15 protein-coding genes and 1 tRNA gene are annotated in these 16,581 nt (G+C 65.1%); 6 read left to right on the plus strand and 10 right to left on the minus strand.

Features of this window, described 5'->3' with window-relative positions; genetic code table 11:
- Window positions 1-95 precede the first annotated feature (95 nt).
- Complete coding sequence (locus tag FHS50_RS01010) at window positions 96-2,186, plus strand: TonB-dependent receptor (protein ID WP_183932493.1); 2,091 nt, start codon at window positions 96-98, stop codon at window positions 2,184-2,186.
- Window positions 2,187-2,204: 18 nt separating this feature from the next.
- On the opposite strand, the gene FHS50_RS01015 is transcribed toward FHS50_RS01010, so the two are convergent.
- From FHS50_RS01015 to FHS50_RS01030, 4 genes are all read right to left on the minus strand, one after another.
- Window positions 2,205-2,280 (minus strand) — tRNA-Thr (locus FHS50_RS01015).
- Between the two features lie 22 nt (window positions 2,281-2,302).
- Window positions 2,303-3,172: a hypothetical protein gene (locus FHS50_RS01020; RefSeq protein WP_183932494.1), complete on the minus strand. Its 870-nt coding sequence runs from the start codon at window positions 3,170-3,172 to the stop codon at window positions 2,303-2,305.
- Window positions 3,169-4,476, minus strand: a complete 1,308-nt coding sequence (locus FHS50_RS01025) for a mechanosensitive ion channel (protein ID WP_183932495.1) — start codon at window positions 4,474-4,476, stop codon at window positions 3,169-3,171. Before FHS50_RS01025 ends, FHS50_RS01020 begins: the two co-directional genes overlap by 4 nt.
- Before the next feature lie 47 nt (window positions 4,477-4,523).
- Entirely contained in the window at window positions 4,524-5,861 is a 1,338-nt protein-coding gene (locus FHS50_RS01030) for a replication-associated recombination protein A (RefSeq protein ID WP_183932496.1), read from the minus strand.
- Window positions 5,862-5,959: 98 nt separating this feature from the next.
- On the opposite strand from FHS50_RS01030, the gene FHS50_RS01035 reads away from it, so the two are divergent.
- A complete protein-coding gene (locus tag FHS50_RS01035; protein WP_246332905.1) occupies window positions 5,960-6,577 on the plus strand; it encodes a PadR family transcriptional regulator in 618 nt (205 codons plus the stop codon).
- Here the strand turns inward: FHS50_RS01035 and FHS50_RS01040 are convergent.
- Window positions 6,574-7,731, minus strand: coding sequence for a glycosyltransferase family 4 protein (locus FHS50_RS01040; protein ID WP_183932497.1), 1,158 nt, complete (start codon window positions 7,729-7,731; stop codon window positions 6,574-6,576). The genes FHS50_RS01035 and FHS50_RS01040 overlap by 4 nt on opposite strands.
- A 101-nt stretch (window positions 7,732-7,832) precedes the next feature.
- Between FHS50_RS01040 and FHS50_RS01045 the strand changes: the two genes are divergently transcribed.
- Window positions 7,833-8,153 carry a hypothetical protein gene (locus FHS50_RS01045; protein WP_183932498.1) on the plus strand — a complete coding sequence of 107 codons (321 nt, stop codon included), beginning with the start codon at window positions 7,833-7,835 and terminating at the stop codon, window positions 8,151-8,153.
- Here FHS50_RS01045 and FHS50_RS01050 read toward each other — a convergent pair.
- The 3 genes from FHS50_RS01050 to crtY are packed head-to-tail and all read right to left on the minus strand — an operon-like array spanning window position 8,083 to window position 11,701.
- Entirely contained in the window at window positions 8,083-9,090 is a 1,008-nt protein-coding gene (locus tag FHS50_RS01050; protein ID WP_183932499.1) for a phytoene/squalene synthase family protein, read from the minus strand. The two genes, FHS50_RS01045 and FHS50_RS01050, sit on opposite strands and share 71 nt — an antisense overlap.
- Window positions 9,087-10,553 (minus strand): phytoene desaturase, encoded by a 1,467-nt coding sequence (locus tag FHS50_RS01055; RefSeq protein ID WP_183932500.1) that lies wholly within the window; start codon window positions 10,551-10,553, stop codon window positions 9,087-9,089. The genes FHS50_RS01050 and FHS50_RS01055 overlap by 4 nt, the downstream gene beginning before the upstream one ends.
- Window positions 10,550-11,701, minus strand: a complete 1,152-nt coding sequence (crtY, locus tag FHS50_RS01060) for a lycopene beta-cyclase CrtY (protein WP_183933835.1) — start codon at window positions 11,699-11,701, stop codon at window positions 10,550-10,552. Before crtY ends, FHS50_RS01055 begins: the two co-directional genes overlap by 4 nt.
- 48 nt (window positions 11,702-11,749) lie before the next feature.
- Here crtY and FHS50_RS01065 point away from each other — a divergent pair, with 48 nt between their 5' ends.
- Genes FHS50_RS01065 through FHS50_RS01075 form a run of 3 tightly spaced genes read left to right on the plus strand, consistent with a single transcriptional unit; the run spans window position 11,750 to window position 13,859 of the window.
- Window positions 11,750-12,568 carry a sterol desaturase family protein gene (locus tag FHS50_RS01065; RefSeq protein WP_183932501.1) on the plus strand — a complete coding sequence of 273 codons (819 nt, stop codon included), beginning with the start codon at window positions 11,750-11,752 and terminating at the stop codon, window positions 12,566-12,568.
- The gene (locus FHS50_RS01070) at window positions 12,546-12,902 is read left to right on the plus strand and encodes a DUF2141 domain-containing protein (RefSeq protein ID WP_183932502.1); all 357 of its coding nucleotides are present in this window, start codon (window positions 12,546-12,548) and stop codon (window positions 12,900-12,902) included. Before FHS50_RS01065 ends, FHS50_RS01070 begins: the two co-directional genes overlap by 23 nt.
- Window positions 12,903-12,950: 48 nt before the next feature.
- Complete coding sequence (locus tag FHS50_RS01075; RefSeq protein WP_183932503.1) at window positions 12,951-13,859, plus strand: mechanosensitive ion channel family protein; 909 nt, start codon at window positions 12,951-12,953, stop codon at window positions 13,857-13,859.
- Between the two features lie 3 nt (window positions 13,860-13,862).
- Here FHS50_RS01075 and FHS50_RS01080 read toward each other — a convergent pair whose 3' ends face one another.
- Window positions 13,863-14,144, minus strand: coding sequence for an NADH dehydrogenase ubiquinone Fe-S protein 4 (locus FHS50_RS01080; protein ID WP_183932504.1), 282 nt, complete (start codon window positions 14,142-14,144; stop codon window positions 13,863-13,865).
- A 32-nt stretch (window positions 14,145-14,176) separates the two neighbouring features.
- Window positions 14,177-16,576, minus strand: a complete 2,400-nt coding sequence (gene hrpB / locus FHS50_RS01085; RefSeq protein ID WP_265568879.1) for an ATP-dependent helicase HrpB — start codon at window positions 16,574-16,576, stop codon at window positions 14,177-14,179.
- Window positions 16,577-16,581: the final 5 nt, after the last annotated feature.

Below are 16,581 nucleotides of genomic sequence, written 5' to 3' on the forward strand. Positions count from 1 at the left end.
CGCAGGGCACCGTTCATCGCGACGAAAGCTTGTGATGATACATTATCTCGCATAAGTCCCCCCGAAATCATCATCGAAGAGATCAAGTGACAGTCATGCTCACCCTTCTTGCATCCGTTTCCGCGCTCGGCCTCCAGCCGGCGACCCCGCCCGAACCGACCGAACGCGAACCGCGCCCCGAGCGCGAGGAAATCGTGATCACCGGCCATCTGATCGAGGGGCTCGATCTTCTCGCGGGCAGTTCGGTTGTCGAAGGCGTTGCATTGCAGCGCAATCTCGAGATGCAGGTGGGCGACGTGCTCGCCTCGGTCCCCGGCGTTTCGGCGACCAGCTTTTCGCCCGGCGCGTCGCGACCCGTTCTGCGCGGCTTCCAGGGCGAACGCATCCGCGTTCTCAACGACGGTCTGGGCGCGATCGACGTGTCCAACACCTCTGCCGACCATGCCACCACCATCGATCCTTTGACCTCCGAGCGGATCGAAGTTCTTCGCGGTCCCGCCGTGCTGATCTACGGCAGCCAAGCCGTGGGCGGGGCGGTCAACGTGATCGACCGCCGCATTCCGCGCAACATTCCGCAGGGCGGCTATCATGTCGACGCGATCGGCCAATATAGCTCGGTCAATGACGGAGTGTCGGTCGGCGGAGCGGTCGATCTCGACCTCGGCAGCAATTTCGTCTTCCACGCCGATGCCAGCTGGCAGGACAGCGACGATCTCAAGGTCGGCAGCTATGTCCTCGCTCGCCCGCTCCGCGAGGAAGTGCTCGCGACTGCCGCTGAAGAACGGGCCGAAGGCGAATTCCAAGAGGCCGACGAACTGGAGGAACTGGCGAACCGCAAGGGCCGGCTCGAAAATAGCGGCGTCGAACAATGGACCGCCGCTGCCGGGCTTTCCTACATCGGCGACCGTTTCGAAGTCGGCGCTTCCTATTCGATTTTCGACACCTTCTACGGCGTTCCGCTGCGTCCCGGCGCGGAATATGCCGAAGAGGGTCATGGCGGCGAGGAAGAGGAAGGCGAGGAAAGCATCGCCATCGACCTTCGCCAGAAGCGCCTCGACGGCCGCGCCAAGCTCTATCTCGAGGGCTTTTTCGAACATGCGCTGCTGCGCCTTGCCACCGCCGACTATGAGCATGTCGAGCTGGAAAATGGCGAAGTCGGCACGACCTATCTGTCCGATGGCGTCGAAGGCCGGCTCGAGCTGAAGCAGCGCGACACCGACGGCTGGCACGGCGCCAGCGGCATCCAATATTATTCGCGCGATTTCGACGCGGTCGGTGCCGAAGCCTTCGTGCCGCCCAACGAAACCAGCCAGTGGGGCATTTTCACGGTGCAGGAATATCAACCGTCCCGCCTCGGCATCGAAGGCGCGCTGCGCGCCGAATTCACCGATGTCCGTTCGGACCCGCTTGGCCTGAAGCGTGACTTCACGGCGATCAGCGGCGCGCTTGGCGCCAATTATGAGCTGGGCGAGGACACCACGGTCGGCATCAACGTCTCGCGCGCCGAACGCGCGCCCTCGGCGGAAGAATTGTTCGCGGGCGGCCCCCACATCGCCAGCCAGTCGTTCGAGGAAGGCAATCCCGACCTTACGATCGAGACCAGCTGGGGCGGGGAAATCTTCCTGCGTCACGACGGCCCCTCCTTCGCGGGTTCGGCGACGCTCTGGACCAACCGGTTCGACAATTTCATCTACCAGGCCGCGACCGGCGAAGAAGAGGATGGTCTGCCGGTCTTCGCCTATCGCCAGCAGGATGCCGACTATTGGGGCATCGAACTCGAAGCCCGCGCTCCGCTCTACAGCTCCGGCGACTTCAAGCTCTCGGGCGACTTGGTGGCCGATTATGTCCGTGCCGAGCTGGCCGACGGCACCAATGTGCCGCGCATTCCCCCGCTGCGTATCGGCGGCGGGCTGGAAGCGGAATATGACGTCTGGACCGGGCGGATCGAACTCGAATGGGTCGACGACCAGGATCGCACCGCTCCGCTCGAAACGCGCACCGATGGCCACACGCTGGTCGGCGCATCGCTTGCTTGGAAGCCGCTCGGCAAGGATAATGAAACCACGATCATCCTCGCGGCGAACAATATCTTCGACGTCGATGCGCGCCGCCACGCCAGCTTCACCAAGGACTTCGTGCCCTTGGGCGGGCGCGACATCCGCTTGAGCGCGCGCTTGAGCTTCTGATCGGGAGACAGGGGGCCCTGGTGCCGGCTGCAGGAATCGAACCCGCGACCTTCGGTTTACAAAACCGCTGCTCTACCAGCTGAGCTAAGCCGGCCCATCCACCGGCCCCCTTTGTCCTAAAGAACGCCGAAGGTCCAGCCTTCGGTGCGGGCGACCTCGCCATCGAGGAGCGGGGGCTTCCACAGTCTCTCCTCTTCGGCGGCGCGGCGCAGCCATGCGCTCGTCAGGATGGCATCGGTGGCATGGTCGGTATAGCGCGCCAGCCGGCGGTGCGGAGCGCTGTCGAAATGTGCGAGCCGCCGGTCGAGATCGTCGGGATCGACGGTCTTGCTGCGCCCCTTGGGCACTCCTGCCAGTCGCGCCGCAAGGCTGGTATAGATCTCGACGATCAGCGGGCCTTCCTCGGGGATCGGGTCGAAAGGCCAGATTGGCACTTCACCCGCCAGCCGGTGCAACACCCGCATCCCCGTCAGGCTCGATTTTCCGACCTGCGCGGCGCCCACCAGGTTCATGCAGCTATAAGGCTGGAGCCCCGCGGCCTTCTGGCGCTCCTCGCACAGCCGCAGCCTTCCGCGTCCCTCGCCGAAGAGGTCGCCGCAGTCATTCTGCAGCCGGAAATAGCGCTTGGCTTGGCGGTGCTGGAGAAAGGAAGACACCGACAGATGTTCGTCCCCCGCCGACAGCTCATCCACCATCGCCCAGAGCGCCTTGGCATCGGGCGGGGACTCATCCCATCCGGGAAAGAAAGCGCCCCGGTCCACGAAAGGTAGAGACGGGGACAGGTCGAGCCCGATCAGCACCGGGGCCTTCCTGCGCGCCAGCCGCTTCAGCCAGTCGAGGATGCGGCCCCGTGACCAATTGCGGTCGCCGAGCAATTGGGGAGCGGCATCGCCTTCCCCTGCGAAGGCGACGGCCAGACCGGGCGGGCGCGCGACCTTGGCGCCCGACCAGTCAATGACCGCAAATCGCTCGAACCGTCGTGTCACACCAGTGGCGGTTGACTGTCGTCCTCCGGCGGAGCCTTCTTGAGGCGCTTGGGCTCGGGCGGACGCATCGGCTGGCCGGGATTGGCATTCTGCCATTCCTCGAGCATCCGCGCCGCCGCATCGCGACCGCCAAGACCGAAGGCGAGAGCAGTGGCGACCGCCGCCGAACCGAGGATGAGGCCGAAGGCCAGCATGACGATCTGGTCGGCCAGACCCATGAAGGTGAGGCCGATCGCGGTGAACAGCGCAATGATCGCATATTTGACGATCGTCTGGGCATAGGCGCCTTCACCCGTCGAGGTGCCGACGAGGTTCGACAACAGCCGGGCAAGGAACAGGCCGACCACGATCACGACGGTGCCGAAAATGACCTTGCCGCCCAGTTCAGTGACCTGGAACAGGATTGCTGCGATACTGTCACCGCCAAGCTGGCGCGCCGCTTCGATCGCGGCGAACAGGAGGACGGCGGTGAAGGCGATGGTGCCGACGATGCGCGACGGGCTCGACCCCGCGGGGAGGATGCCCAGCGCGCGCACGCTGTCATCGAAATTGAGGCTGGGAAGCACCGTCTCGATGAGCGACTTGACCCATTTGCCGATGATATAGGCGATCGCCAGCCAGATGACCGCGGCGATGACATTGGGAATGGCATCGAGAATGGTGTTGAGCATCGCGCTCGCCGGGTCCGAAATCGCCGAGATTTCGAGGATCTGCAGCGCGCCGATCGACACGGTGATGATGATGAGCGCCGACACGGTCGCCCCGACCGCTCGCGCGATCGAACTGCGCACCGGCGCTTCGCCTTCGGTGGCCTCGCCGACGCTGTCCACCTTGACCGGCGCTTCGCCAACCGAAATGCCCGCTCGGCTGGCAAGCCGTTCGAGATTGATCGCGCCCAGCGCGGCTTCGACGATATGCCGCACGATCCTAGCGAGGATCAGGCCGGCGAAGAAGAAGAGACCCGCACCGAACAGCTTGGGCAGGAAGGCGAACACCTCGTTGGTGAGGTTGGTGACCGGCGTGAGCACGCCCGACAGCCCCAGCGGCTGGAGCGCGACGATCAGGCCGACGAGCCAGACCAGCCAATAGCCGAGCCGTCCCAGTTCCTTGCCGACGCTGTCGCCGCCGATATCGGGATCGCGCTTGAGAACGGGGATGCGGTCGACCAGCTTCGCGATTCCCCATTGCACCGCCTTGGCGATGAAATGGGTGACGATGAGGATGACGATCGCGATCAGGATCTTGGGACCCCAGACGATCAACTGCTCCTGCCAATAGGCAGCAGGCGTTTCGGTGGAATACATGGTCAAACCCCCCTTGTTTCCGGATTTGGGCGCATCATGCCCCAAGATCAGCGGTTTGTCTTGGCCTTTGTCAATTCGGCGCGCCGCTCTTCCCAATAGGCGAGGCGCTGCGCGATCTTGTCCTCGAAGCCCCGACCCGAGGGCTCGTAGAAGCGGCGCGGCTCCATCTCTTCGGGCCAATAATCGTCGCCCGAAAAACCGTCCGGCGCGTCATGGTCATATTGATAGCCCTGGCCATATCCGATGTCCTTCATCAGCTTGGTCGGGGCATTGAGGATATTGGCGGGCGGCATCAGCGACCCGGTCTCGCGCGCGCTGGAAAAGGAGGCTTTCTGCGCCTGGTAGGCCGCGTTCGACTTGGGCGCGGTGGCAAGATAGAGGCAGGCTTGGACGATCGCCAACTCCCCTTCGGGCGAGCCCAGGAATTCATAGGCATCCTTGGCCGCGAGGCACTGGACCAGCGCCTGCGGATCGGCCAGCCCGACATCCTCGGAGGCAAAGCGCACCAGACGCCGCAGCACGTAGAGCGGCTCCTCGCCCGCGACCAGCATCCGCGCGAGATAATAGAGCGCTGCCTGCGGATCGGATCCTCGCAGGCTTTTGTGCAGCGCGCTGATGAGATTGTAATGGCCGTCGCGATCCTTGTCATAGACTGCCATCCGCCGGTGCAGCAGCTGGGCCAGCGCGGCGGGACCGAGCGGTTCCGCAATGTCGAGATCGAACAGCGTCTCGGCCTGGTTGAGCAAAAAGCGCCCGTCGCCATCGGCGGAGGCAATGAGCGCGGATCGCGCGTCACCGGTAAGCGGCAGCGACTTGCCCGTTTCCTCCTCGGCGCGCGACAACAGCCCTTCCAGGGCCTTATCGTCGAGACGGTGGAGGATGAGGACCTGCGCCCGCGACAGAAGCGCGGCATTGAGCGCGAAGCTGGGATTTTCGGTAGTCGCGCCGACGAGGATGATGGTGCCATCCTCGACATAGGGCAGGAATCCATCCTGCTGCGACCGGTTGAAACGGTGGATTTCATCCACGAAGAGGAGGGTGCGTTTTCCTGCCTTCGCCATTTCGCGCGCCGCGGCAAAGACCTTCTTGAGGTCGGCGACCCCCGAAAAGACGGCCGAAAGCGCGACGAAGCGCAGGCCCACCGCATCAGCCAGCAGGCGGGCGATACTGGTCTTGCCGGTCCCGGGAGGGCCCCAGAGGATCATCGAGGACAATTTGCCTGCCGCCACCATCCGGCCGATCGCACCTTCGGCGCCGGCCAGATGGTCCTGCCCGATGACCTCTTCGAGGCTGCGCGGGCGCAGGCGCTCGGCAAGCGGAGCATTGGCCGCAGCGGGCGCTCCGCTCTCGCGTTCGTCGGGGTCTGGGGCAAACAGGTCGGCCATGCTCACGCATATGGGGGCAGAACCCCCCAATGGCCAAGCCTTGCCGAACCAACACAAAAGATATATCTAGTAAAAGATGTATCTTTGGGTGGAGACGAATGATGCGCAGGATGCACTGGCATGGCGATGGCAGGAAGCGGTTCGGACCGGCTTTCATGGCGATGGGCGGAGGTCGCGGCTGGGATTTCGGTCCCGGCGGCTTCACCTTCAGCTGGGGCCCGGGCGGCGGTGGCGGGCGCGGCTCGAAGGGCAGGCGGCGCCGAATGTTCGACAGCGGCCAGCTGCGCCTCGTGCTCCTGAAGCTGATCTCCGAAGAACCGCGCCACGGTTATGACCTCATCCGCGCGCTCGAGGAAATGACGGGCGGCGGATATTCGCCGAGCCCGGGCACCGTCTATCCCACGCTCACCCTGCTCGAGGACATGGGGCTGATCGAGGAAAAGGCTGCCAAGGGCGCCAAGCGGCTGTTCGGCATTACCGCCGACGGTGAAGCCTATCTCGACGAGCGCGCTGAGGAAGTGGAACGGCTGATGGCGCGGCTCGAACGCCATGGTGAGCATCATGAACGCGCCGGCCGCGCGCCGATCCGCAAGGCCATCGCCAATGTGATGACGGCCTTGTGGCACAAGGTCGCCGCAGAGGATGCCAGCGATGCGCGGCTCCAGGAAATCGCCGACATTCTCGACGATGCCGCGCGGCGGATCGAAAAGCTCTAGTCCTGGCTCCGCCGCCGCTCGATCACGCGGCAATAGACATCGACCACCGCGCTGTTGATGCGGTCCCAGTCGCGCGTACGCGCACGGCGAAGCCCCTCTTGCCCATGCCGTGCCGCCAATTCGGGATCGGCTGCATATCGGGCAAGGCTGTCGGCCAGACCCTGATTGTCTCCCGGGGACGACAGAAAGCCATTCTCGCCATTCTCGACAAGGCTGTTAGTGCCGGTCGCCGCGGTCGCCACCACCGGCAGGCCGCAGGCCATCGCCTCCAGCGTGACATTGCCGAACGCTTCGGTCACCGAGGGGTTGAGCAGCACGTCGCTCGACGCGACCGCGCGCGCCAGTTCCGCGCCGGTAACCTGGCCGATGAAGACCGCATCGTCCGGCAGATGCTGTTCGAACCATGGCTTGGCCGGACCCTTGCCGATCACGAGGACGCGCGCGTCGGGCGTCGTCTTCTTCAAGCGCGCGATGACATCGGCAAAGACGTCGAGCCCTTTCTCGATGACGATCCGGCCAAGGAAGGCGACGAGAAATTCCTCGTCCCGGATGCCCAGCGAACGGCGCCATTCCATGTCGCGCCTTTCGGGATTGAACTGTTCACGATCGACCCCGCGGCTCCAGATGTGGATTTCATCGTTCATGCGCTGCGCTTCGAGTACCGCCACGGTCGACTGGGCCGGCGCGATCAGCGCATCGCAACGCCGGTAAAGCCGCCGCAATGCCGCGCGCATGTAAGGCTCGAACATCTGCAGGTGATAATATTCGAGATAGGTCTCGAACCGCGTATGGACCGAGGCGATTGCCGGAATGCCGCGCTTTCTCGCCCAAGTCACCGCGCGATGCGACGAAATGTCGGGGCTGGCGATATGCACGACATTGGGAGCGAACTCTTCGAGGTCCTTGCGCACTTTGCGCGGCAGGCCGAGCGGAAAGCGATATTCGCCGCGCCCCGGAATGGGCACCGAGGGAAGCGACACCAGGTCGCCGGTCGGTTCGAAGGCGGGATTCTCCACCGTCGGCGCATAGACGCGCACCTTGGCCCCCTGCCTGAGCAGATAGCCGACCAGCCGGTTGAGCGATTGGTTCGCTCCATCCCGCACATAATTGTAATTGCCAGAAATCAGCGCAATTCTGAGGTCCGAAGCGTCCATGACCCAGCGCCATAGCGCCCCGCGGTCCAAGGCGGCAAGCATGGTTGAAGGCGAAGCCATTTGGGGCTTGCATCCCGTGGCCGAGGCTTCACACTGAAGCCATGGACGACAGCGACACGCAAACCGACGAAAGCAGCCGCCACGACGGCGAAGAAGCGCAGGGCGAGGACGCCCGCCTCACCATGGTCGACGAGGCGCTGGTCGCGGGCAATATCGCCAATACCAACGGCCTTCTGGTCATCCTTGCCCGGCTGGTCGCGCGCGGAGTGTTCAACCAGGAAGATCTGCAGGCCTTTTCGGACAGCTATTCCAAGCCGCTCGACCATGAAGGCATGCGCGAGAATGAATTGATCAGCCAGATGCAGGACCAGATGGAATCGACCCTGGCCCAGTTGATGCGCTTTCTCGCCGAACAGGAATAGGACGGGTCCACAGCTCGCTTCGCTCCGTCGCGGGGGCGGGACGCAGGCTGTCCCACAGGGCCGCCACCACCAATCGCAATTTCTCCGCCTTGCCGATGCGGATGCGCCGGTCCCACGCCCGCTCGCCCAATGCGCGCGCCTTTTCGGCAATCGCGCCATAGATGCGCGCCGCCGAATGCACCGCCCAGCGGCTGCGAAACGGCAGTCGGCCTGCGCCCACGCGCGCGCTTTCGCGATAACGGTCGGCAAGGTCGGCAAGCCGCTTTCCCACCTCCGCCAGCGCGCTGCGGTGGCGAGGGTCGGCGATTTCGCCCGGCGAAATACCCAATTCGGCGAGCCATTGGCGCGGCACATAGGTGCGGCCCACATGAGCATCCTCGACGATGTCGCGCGCGATATTGGCCAGCTGGAAGGCGATGCCGAGATCGGCGGCCCGATTTAGCGTGTCGCGATCCTCGGCACCCACGCCCATCACATGCGCCATCATCACGCCCACCGCGCCCGCGACCTGGTAACAATAGGAAAGCAGGTCCTCCTCGCTTTCCGGACGCCATTCGACCGCATCGCGCTCGAACCCTGCCAGATGGTCGTCGGTCAGGGCATGGGGAAGCCCCGTTTCCGCCGCCACGATGGCCAGCGCATCGAAGGGAACCAGCCCGCTTTCCTCGCCGGCCAGAGCGGCGCGGGTGCGGTCGCGGACGAACTGGATGCGCGCATGGGGATCCATCGGCCGTTCGGCATCATGGCCCAGCGTCTGTCCGTCGGTGATGTCATCGCAGGCCCGGCACCAGGCATAGAGCAGCCAGCTTTTCTCGCGCACATCCTCGCTGAAAAGCTGGCTGGCGAAGCGGAAACTCTTGGACCCCTCGGCGATGATCCCGCCCGCCGCTTCGACGATGCGCGCCCGATCGGAAGGGGAGGCCGCCAGCTCGCTCATGCCAGCATCAGTCCAGCCGTGGCTTCGGCGCTTGCCACCACGCCCGGAATGCCTGCGCCCGGATGGGTGCCCGCCCCGACGAAATAGAGATTGGAAAGACGGTCATCCTGATTGTGCGTCCTGAACCAGGCCGATTGGGTGAGAATGGGTTCAAGGCTGAAGGCCGAGCCCAGATGGGCGAAAAGGTCGGTTCGGAAATCGGCGGGACTGTAATGGAAACGCGTGCGGATCCGGCTACGGATGTCGGGGATCAGCCGTTCCTCGAGCGTGTCGATGATCGTTTCGGCATAGGCGGGGCCCACTTCCTCCCAGTCGACGTCGGCCTTGCCCATGTGCGGGACGGGGGCGAGCGCATAGAAAGTGCTGCACCCCTCGGGAGCCATCGAGGGATCGGTCGCAGTGGGATGGTGGAGGTAAAGCGCGGGGTCCTCGGCCAGCCGCCCGCGCTTGTAGATGTCGCCCAGGAGGCCGCGATAGCGCGGGCCGAACAGGATCATGTGATGCGGAATGTCGGGCGCTTTTCCTTCCAGCCCGAAATGCAGCACGAAGAGTGAGGGCGAGAAGCGTTTGCGCGCAAGGCTGCGTGCCTTCCTTTGCCCGCGCGGATGGTCCCGCACCAGCCCGTAGCTATGGACCACGTCGCCATTGCTTGCGACCGCGTCGGCATCGGCTTGCCAGCCGCTTTTCGTGCGGACACCCGTAACGCGGTCGCCGCTGGTCATGATCTCGACCACCGGATCGCCGAGCCGCAATTCGCCCCCCAGCCGCTCGAACAGCGCTACCATCCCCGCGACCAGCCGGTTGGTGCCTCCCTTTGCGAACCACACGCCGCCATCGCGCTCGAGCTTGTGGATGAGCGCATAGATGGCCGAACAAGTCATCGGATTGCCGCCGACCAGCAGCGTGTGGAAGCTGAAGGCCTGGCGCAGATGCTCTTCCTCGATGAATTGCGACACGATCGAATAGACCGACCGCCATGCCTGGTACCGCGCCAGCGCGGGGGCCGCCTTGATCATGTCCCCGATCGACAGGAAGGCCTTCGAACCCAGCTTCTCATAGCCTTCGCGATAGACCCCGGCCGAATAGTCGAGAAAGCGCTTGTAGCCCTCCACATCGGCGGGATTGAGCGCGGCGATCGCCTGCATCAGCTTCTGTTCGTCATTGCTGTAATCGAAGCGCGTCCCGTCGGGCCAGTCGAGCGCATAGAAAGGATCGACCGGGACCAGTTCGACGTCGCGCGAAATGTCCTGCCCCGACAGTCGCCATAGCGACTTGAGGCAGTCGGGATCGGTGATGACCGTGGGTCCGCCATCGAAGACATGCCCTTCGCGCTCCCAATGATAGGCCCGGCCGCCCGGCTTGTCCCGTGCCTCGACGATGGTCGTCCGCACGCCCGCCGACTGCAGCCGGATGGCCAGCGCGAGGCCGCCGAAACCTGATCCGATGACGATGGCCTGTTTCAAGCTTTCTCCATGATGGCGCGCAGCGCACGGATGACCGGTACCGGCGGCCGCCCCCAGAGAATGCGTAGGCGGTCCGCAGCCGAAGACCTGCCCGCATAGAAGCGGCTGATCAACCCGGCCGGAAGCCGGTAGAAATGTTCGAGCATGCGGTAGCGCTCCTCGGGTGCTGCCGCGCGGAAGAGCATCCGCGCGAGCATGCGGTCGAACCAGCCAAGCCGCCACGCCTGCCGTGCCCGCCGCCGCGCCGCATGCGCCAGCGCCTCGCCCTGCAATGGCGCACGCGTCGCCAGCCAGTGGGCAAAGCGGACCGCCATCGGGAAGGAATAGCTGGTGAGCGGATGGAAAAATCCCCCGCGAACCCCCGCCCGCGCAACCGGACTGCCCACCGGCCAGATCGCCTTGAACGCGCCGCGCGTCACCACGGGAAGCACGCCCTCTTCCTCGTGCACGAGCGTGCGCTCGGTCCACCCCTGGTCATCGGCGAACCGGGCGATCCGCTCGGCCAGCCTGTCGCGGTCGAGGTCCGGGTCCTCGCGATAATAGGTATCCTCGATGAAGATGTCCCGCTCGCCGAAGGGCAGGCAATAGACGAAGCGATAGCCCTCGGACTGGTCGACCGTGGCATCCATGATGACCGGATATTCCAGTCCATGGCCATTTTCGACATGGAACATCCGGCCAAGAAATTTCTGCCAGCCGCAGCACAGGCCTTGGGGACGCGCCGAAAGGCCGCGGGCATCCAGGACCGCTCCTGCCTCGATCCGCTGCCCGCCCTGCAATCGGACCTCGCCTGGACCCACTTCACAGGCCTCGCCGCGGATGATCGCTGATTCACCCAGCCGCTCGCGAACGACCCGGTCGAAACGCTCGCTGGTGATGCTGTTGTAGCCGATGTCGAGCCGCCGCTGGTGCGCGGGAAAGCGCACTTCATGTTCGTCCCAATGGCGCACGATCAGCGGTTCGACGAAGTCGCGCGTTCCGGGCGGCAGGTCGCTGTCGAAAAAGGACCAGACATGGTTGCCGCCGAGCCTCTCCTCCTTCTCGACGATGCGAACGTCGAGATCGGGCCGGTGCGACTTGAGCGCGAGGGCGCACAACCCTCCCGCGAGGCCGCCGCCGAGTATGATGAGATCGGGTTGGTCGGCCATCATCACTTTGTCCTAGCCCCGCCGCGCCGTGCCGCCTAGTCTCGATCCATGCTGGCCGCGATCCTCCTCTCGGCGGCGGCGATGACGCTGATCGTCGCCCTGCGCTATTTTCTCTCCAGCGGCTTGTTCGCGGCCTGGACCGCTCGGCGCTTCCCCGACCGCATGGCCGGACAGGCGCGCCAGGTGGTGATGGAAATCCGCTACAGCCTCTATTCGGCTGCCATTTACGGGGTGCCCGCAGGGATCGTCGCCTGGGGCTGGCGCGAACATGGCTGGACCCGGATCTACATGGAATGGGATGCTTATCCGCTCTGGTGGTTGCCGCTTTCCTTCCTCCTGATGCTTCTCGCGCATGACGCCTGGTTCTACTGGACCCACCGCGCGATGCACTGGCCTCCGCTCTTCAAGCGCATCCACGCGGTCCACCATGCCAGCCGCCCGCCCACTGCCTGGGCGGCGATGAGCTTCCACCCCTATGAAGCAGTCACCGGCGCGATCGTCGTACCCCTGCTGGTCTTCGTCATCCCGGTCCATGTCGCGGTGCTGGGCCTCACGCTTCTCGTCATGACGGTGATGGGCGTGACCAATCACATGGGCTGGGAGGTCTTTCCGAGGCGGCTTGTTCACGGGCCGCTCGGCAAATGGCTGATCACGGCCAGCCATCACGAACTTCATCACCAGAAATATCGGTGCAATTATGGATTATATTTCAGGCTGTGGGACCGATTGTGCGGGACCGACCGGGGGTTGGGTGAGTTCGCCACGTCGGCTGCTTCCCGCGCTTCTCGCGATTCCGCTCTTGGCTCCGGCGCTTCCCCCGCCACTCTCCAGCGCGGCGCTGACCGTGACGCTGGAAGGGCTGCGTAACGACAAGGGGGAAGTGCATCTCTGCCTGACGCGCAAGACGCAGGAGTTTCTCGACTGCGCCGAACATGACGGGCGCGTCACGCGGCAACTGCCCGCCAGTGCCGCCCGCTCGGTCAAGCTCGAACGGCTTTCCCCGGGAAGCTGGAGCCTGCTCGTGCTCCATGACGAGAATGGCAATGGCAAGCTCGACAAGACGCTCGGCATCCCCCGCGAAGGCTTCGGCTTTTCGGGCAATCCCAAGCTTCGCATGGGCCCGCCCAAGCCCCGCGAAGTGCGCTTCGACCTTCCTGCGGGTTCGAGCGAGCAGCATGTCCGGCTGCGCTATCTTCTCTGACCGCTTTGGGGGTTAGACAGGGCCGGACGAGGCCGTTAGGGCTGGGAAATGGCAGAAGTAAGCGCTGAAAAGCTGGTCGAAGGCACGGTCGATACGACGGTGCGCCTGTTCGAGGATCTGGACGACATCGCCTTCGCGATCGGCGATTTCCGACTTTCGGTGCTCGACGTGGGGACGATCCTCGTCGCCGCCATCCTTCTCTATGTCAGTGTCCGGCTGGTTCTCTTCCTCGTCAAGAAGACCATCCGGCGGTCCAAGCGGCTCGACGCCACGCAGGGCCTCCTCGCCGAGAAGATCGCGACCATCATCATCGTCGCGGTCGCCTTCCTCGTCGGCATCGACCTGGTTGGCCTCGACCTTTCGGCACTGGCGGTCTTCTCGGGCGCGGTCGGCCTGGCCGTCGGTTTCGGCCTCCAGAAGACCTTCGGCAACCTCATCGCGGGCCTCATTCTCCTGATGGACCGCTCGGTCAAGCCAGGCGACGTGATCGTGGTCGGCGATACCTTCGGCGAGATCAGCAAGATCGGCACCCGCGCGGTCTCGGTGGTGACGCGCGACGGGAAAGAGCATCTCATCCCGAACGAATTGCTGATGACCGAGCCGGTGGAGAATTGGTCCTATTCGAGCCGCAACGTGCGCGTCGCGATCCCGGTGGGCGTGTCCTATTCGAGCGACATGGACCAGGTCGAACGGCTGCTCATCGAAGCGGTCACCAAGTGCGAGCGCGTCCTCAAGAACCCCAAGCCCAATATCTGGATGGCCGAGTTCGGCGACAATAGCGTCAATTTCGAGATCAAGGCGTGGATCAAGGATCCCGAAAGCGGCGTCGGGAACGTCCGTTCGGAAATCCTCAAGAATGTCTGGAAGTCCTTCAAGGACAATGACATCGAGATCCCGTTCCCGCAGCGCGACGTCTATATCAAGACGGTGCCGGACCGGCTCAAAAGTCCCGACTGATCCTTAGCGGAAATTATCGGCGTAGGCCTGAATCTTCAGCTTGACCGGCGGCGCCTTCACCACGTGATAGGTCAGCCCATATTTGTCGCAATAGGCGATCGCTTCCTCGAGGGTGGCGAAATGGAGCTTCACCTGCGTGCGCGTGTCGCCCGAGCCCGCCCAGCCCGTCAGCGGGTCGGGAAGCTGTTTTTCGGAACGCTCATATTCCAGCAGCCAACGGCCCGCCTGGGCCTTTCCGGACTGCGTGGTCTTGCGCTGCTCTTCGATGATACGGACGTCTGCCATGGCGTGCGATGTGGCGCGGCTTTCGCTTAGCGTCAAGAGCGCGATGCGCGCTTTGTGCGCAAGGTGGGCGGGGCGCTGGCGGGATCGTCGGGCCAGGCATGCTTGGGATACCGACCGCGCATTTCCTTGGCGACCTCATGCCAGCTTCCCGACCAGAAGGCGGGCAGGTCGCGGGTCGACTGGATCGGCCTTCCCGCCGGGCTGGTGAGCTTGATGAGAAGCGGGGTGTCGCCGATCATCGGATGGCGCGTCAGTCCGAACAGCGCCTGCGCGCGCACTTCGACCGATGGCGCATCGTCGCCCGAATAGTCGATCGCATGGGTCGATCCCGCCGGGCTTTCGAAATGGCGCGGCGCCCGCCGGTCAAGCAATTGCCGCTCGTCCCAGTCGAGCAGCGACAAGGCCCCCTCGATCCATTGCTGCGGCGACAGGTCGAGCCTGCGCTTCCCCGCCAGCAGGGGGGCGAGCCACAGCTCGGCCTGCTCGGCAAGATGATCGGGATGCAACTTTTCGATCCCCGCATAACGGCCACGCGCGATCAGGTCGGTGGGCAGCAGGTCGGGCAACCGTTCCCTGGCCTTGTCGAGGAGGAGCGCCGTCACCGCCTGCGTGTCGGGATCGGGGTCGGGGCCGCTCGACAGGCGGATGGCGCCCAGCCGCTTCTCCACCACCGCCTCGACCCGCCCATCCTTCCAGCGCACCAGCTTGCGCCGCTCAACCCGCTCGGCAAAGGCCTGCTCGACCTGTGCGGCATCGAGCGCGAGGCCTGCGGTGATACGCGCTTCGCGTGCCCGGCCCGTCGCATCGGCGATGAGCAGCCATGACGCGGTGGCGAGCGGGGAGGCCGGATCGAGAAAGAAGCCGCGCCCGCCGGCCGAGACCCAGCGCTCGCCACTCCCATCGCGGGGCCGCGCCAGATTGTCGGGCAAGGCGCGCGCCAGCGCGATCGCCGCATCGGGCCCTCGCTTCGGCTTCGCGTCGTGCAGCGCCATCGCTTTCTTCGCCCAACTTGCCGCCAGCTTGCGCGCCGCGCTGGCCCGCTTTCCCCGGTCGGCGCGCCAGTTGGACAGTCGGATGGCAAGATCCTCGCTTGGCCCGCCCAGTCCGCGTTCCTGCACCAGCATGACGAATTGCGCAGCCGTTTCGGCTTCGCCCATCGCCGCCCCATGCAGAAGCGCGGCGGCGTGCAGGGGCGTCATCGGCATTGCCGCCAGCTTGCGACCGAATGGCGTGATGCGCCCGTCCTCGCCCAGCGCCTCGATGGCTTTCAACTGCCGCTCGGCGATGGCCAGCGATGCCTCGGGCGGCGGATCGATCCAGCGCAATGCGCCGGGCTCCGCGCCCCACAACTGCAAGGTGAGAAGCAGGGGGGAAAGGTCGGCCGCCAGCATCTCGGGCGGGTCATGGGGCGGAAGCGCCTGCGTCGCGGTTTCCTCCCACAGGCGGATTGCCACGCCCGGCGCCTGGCGCGCGGCGCGCCCCGCACGCTGGGTCGCCGCTGCCTGGCTCGCTCGCTCGGTCACCAGCCTCGTGAAGCCCGCCACCGCGTCATGGCGAGGTCGCCGTGCCCGCCCGCTATCAACCACGATGCGTACATCCTCGAGCGTGAGGCTGGTCTCGGCAATCGAACTGGCGAGCACCAGCTTGCGCGTGCCCGGCGCGGGCTTGGCCAGCGCCGCCCGCTGCGCCGCGGGGTCGATGCGGCCATGCAGGCGATGCAGTTCGACATCGGCAGGCAGGCTCCCCAATGCCTCCGCAGTGCGCTCGATTTCGCCGACACCCGGAAGGAATGCGAGCAATGACCCCTCATGTTCGTCCAGCGCGCGCTTGCAGGCGGCCGCCATTTGCTTCTCGATGGGTCGCGCGGCGTCGCGTCCCACATGCCGGATGGTGAGCGAATAGGATTTGCCCGCGCTCTCGATCAGCGGGGGATCGCCAAGCAGCCTCGCGAAGCCCTGGCTGTCGAGCGTCGCCGACATTGCGAGCAGCTTGAGGTCGGGGCGGAGGCTTTCGGCCACGTCGAGTGTGAGCGCGAGCGCGACATCGTTTCCAAGGCTGCGCTCATGCACTTCGTCGAAGATCACCGCGCTCACGCCGGTCAATTCGGGATCGGCCTCGATGCGGGTCTGGTAGACCCCGTGGGTCATCACCGTGATGCGCTTGCCCGGGCGGCTGTCGAGGCGGGTGGCATAGCCGATCGTCGCGCCGCTGCGCTCGTTCCGCTGCGCCGCCATATAATCGGCCGCCGCGCGCGCCGCGAGACGGCGCGGGACCAAAAGCAGGATTTCGCCCGTGCACCATTGCTCGTCCAGCAGGGCCGGGGCGATGGCCGTGGTCTTGCCCGCCCCCGGCGGCGCGATGAGCAGGGCACGGCCATGTTCGCGCAGCGCGTCGCGAAGCTCGGGAAGGATTTGCGTGACGGGAAGCGGCACCGCCG

Source organism: Sphingomicrobium lutaoense (genome assembly GCF_014195685.1).
GTDB lineage: Bacteria > Pseudomonadota > Alphaproteobacteria > Sphingomonadales > Sphingomonadaceae > Sphingomicrobium > Sphingomicrobium lutaoense.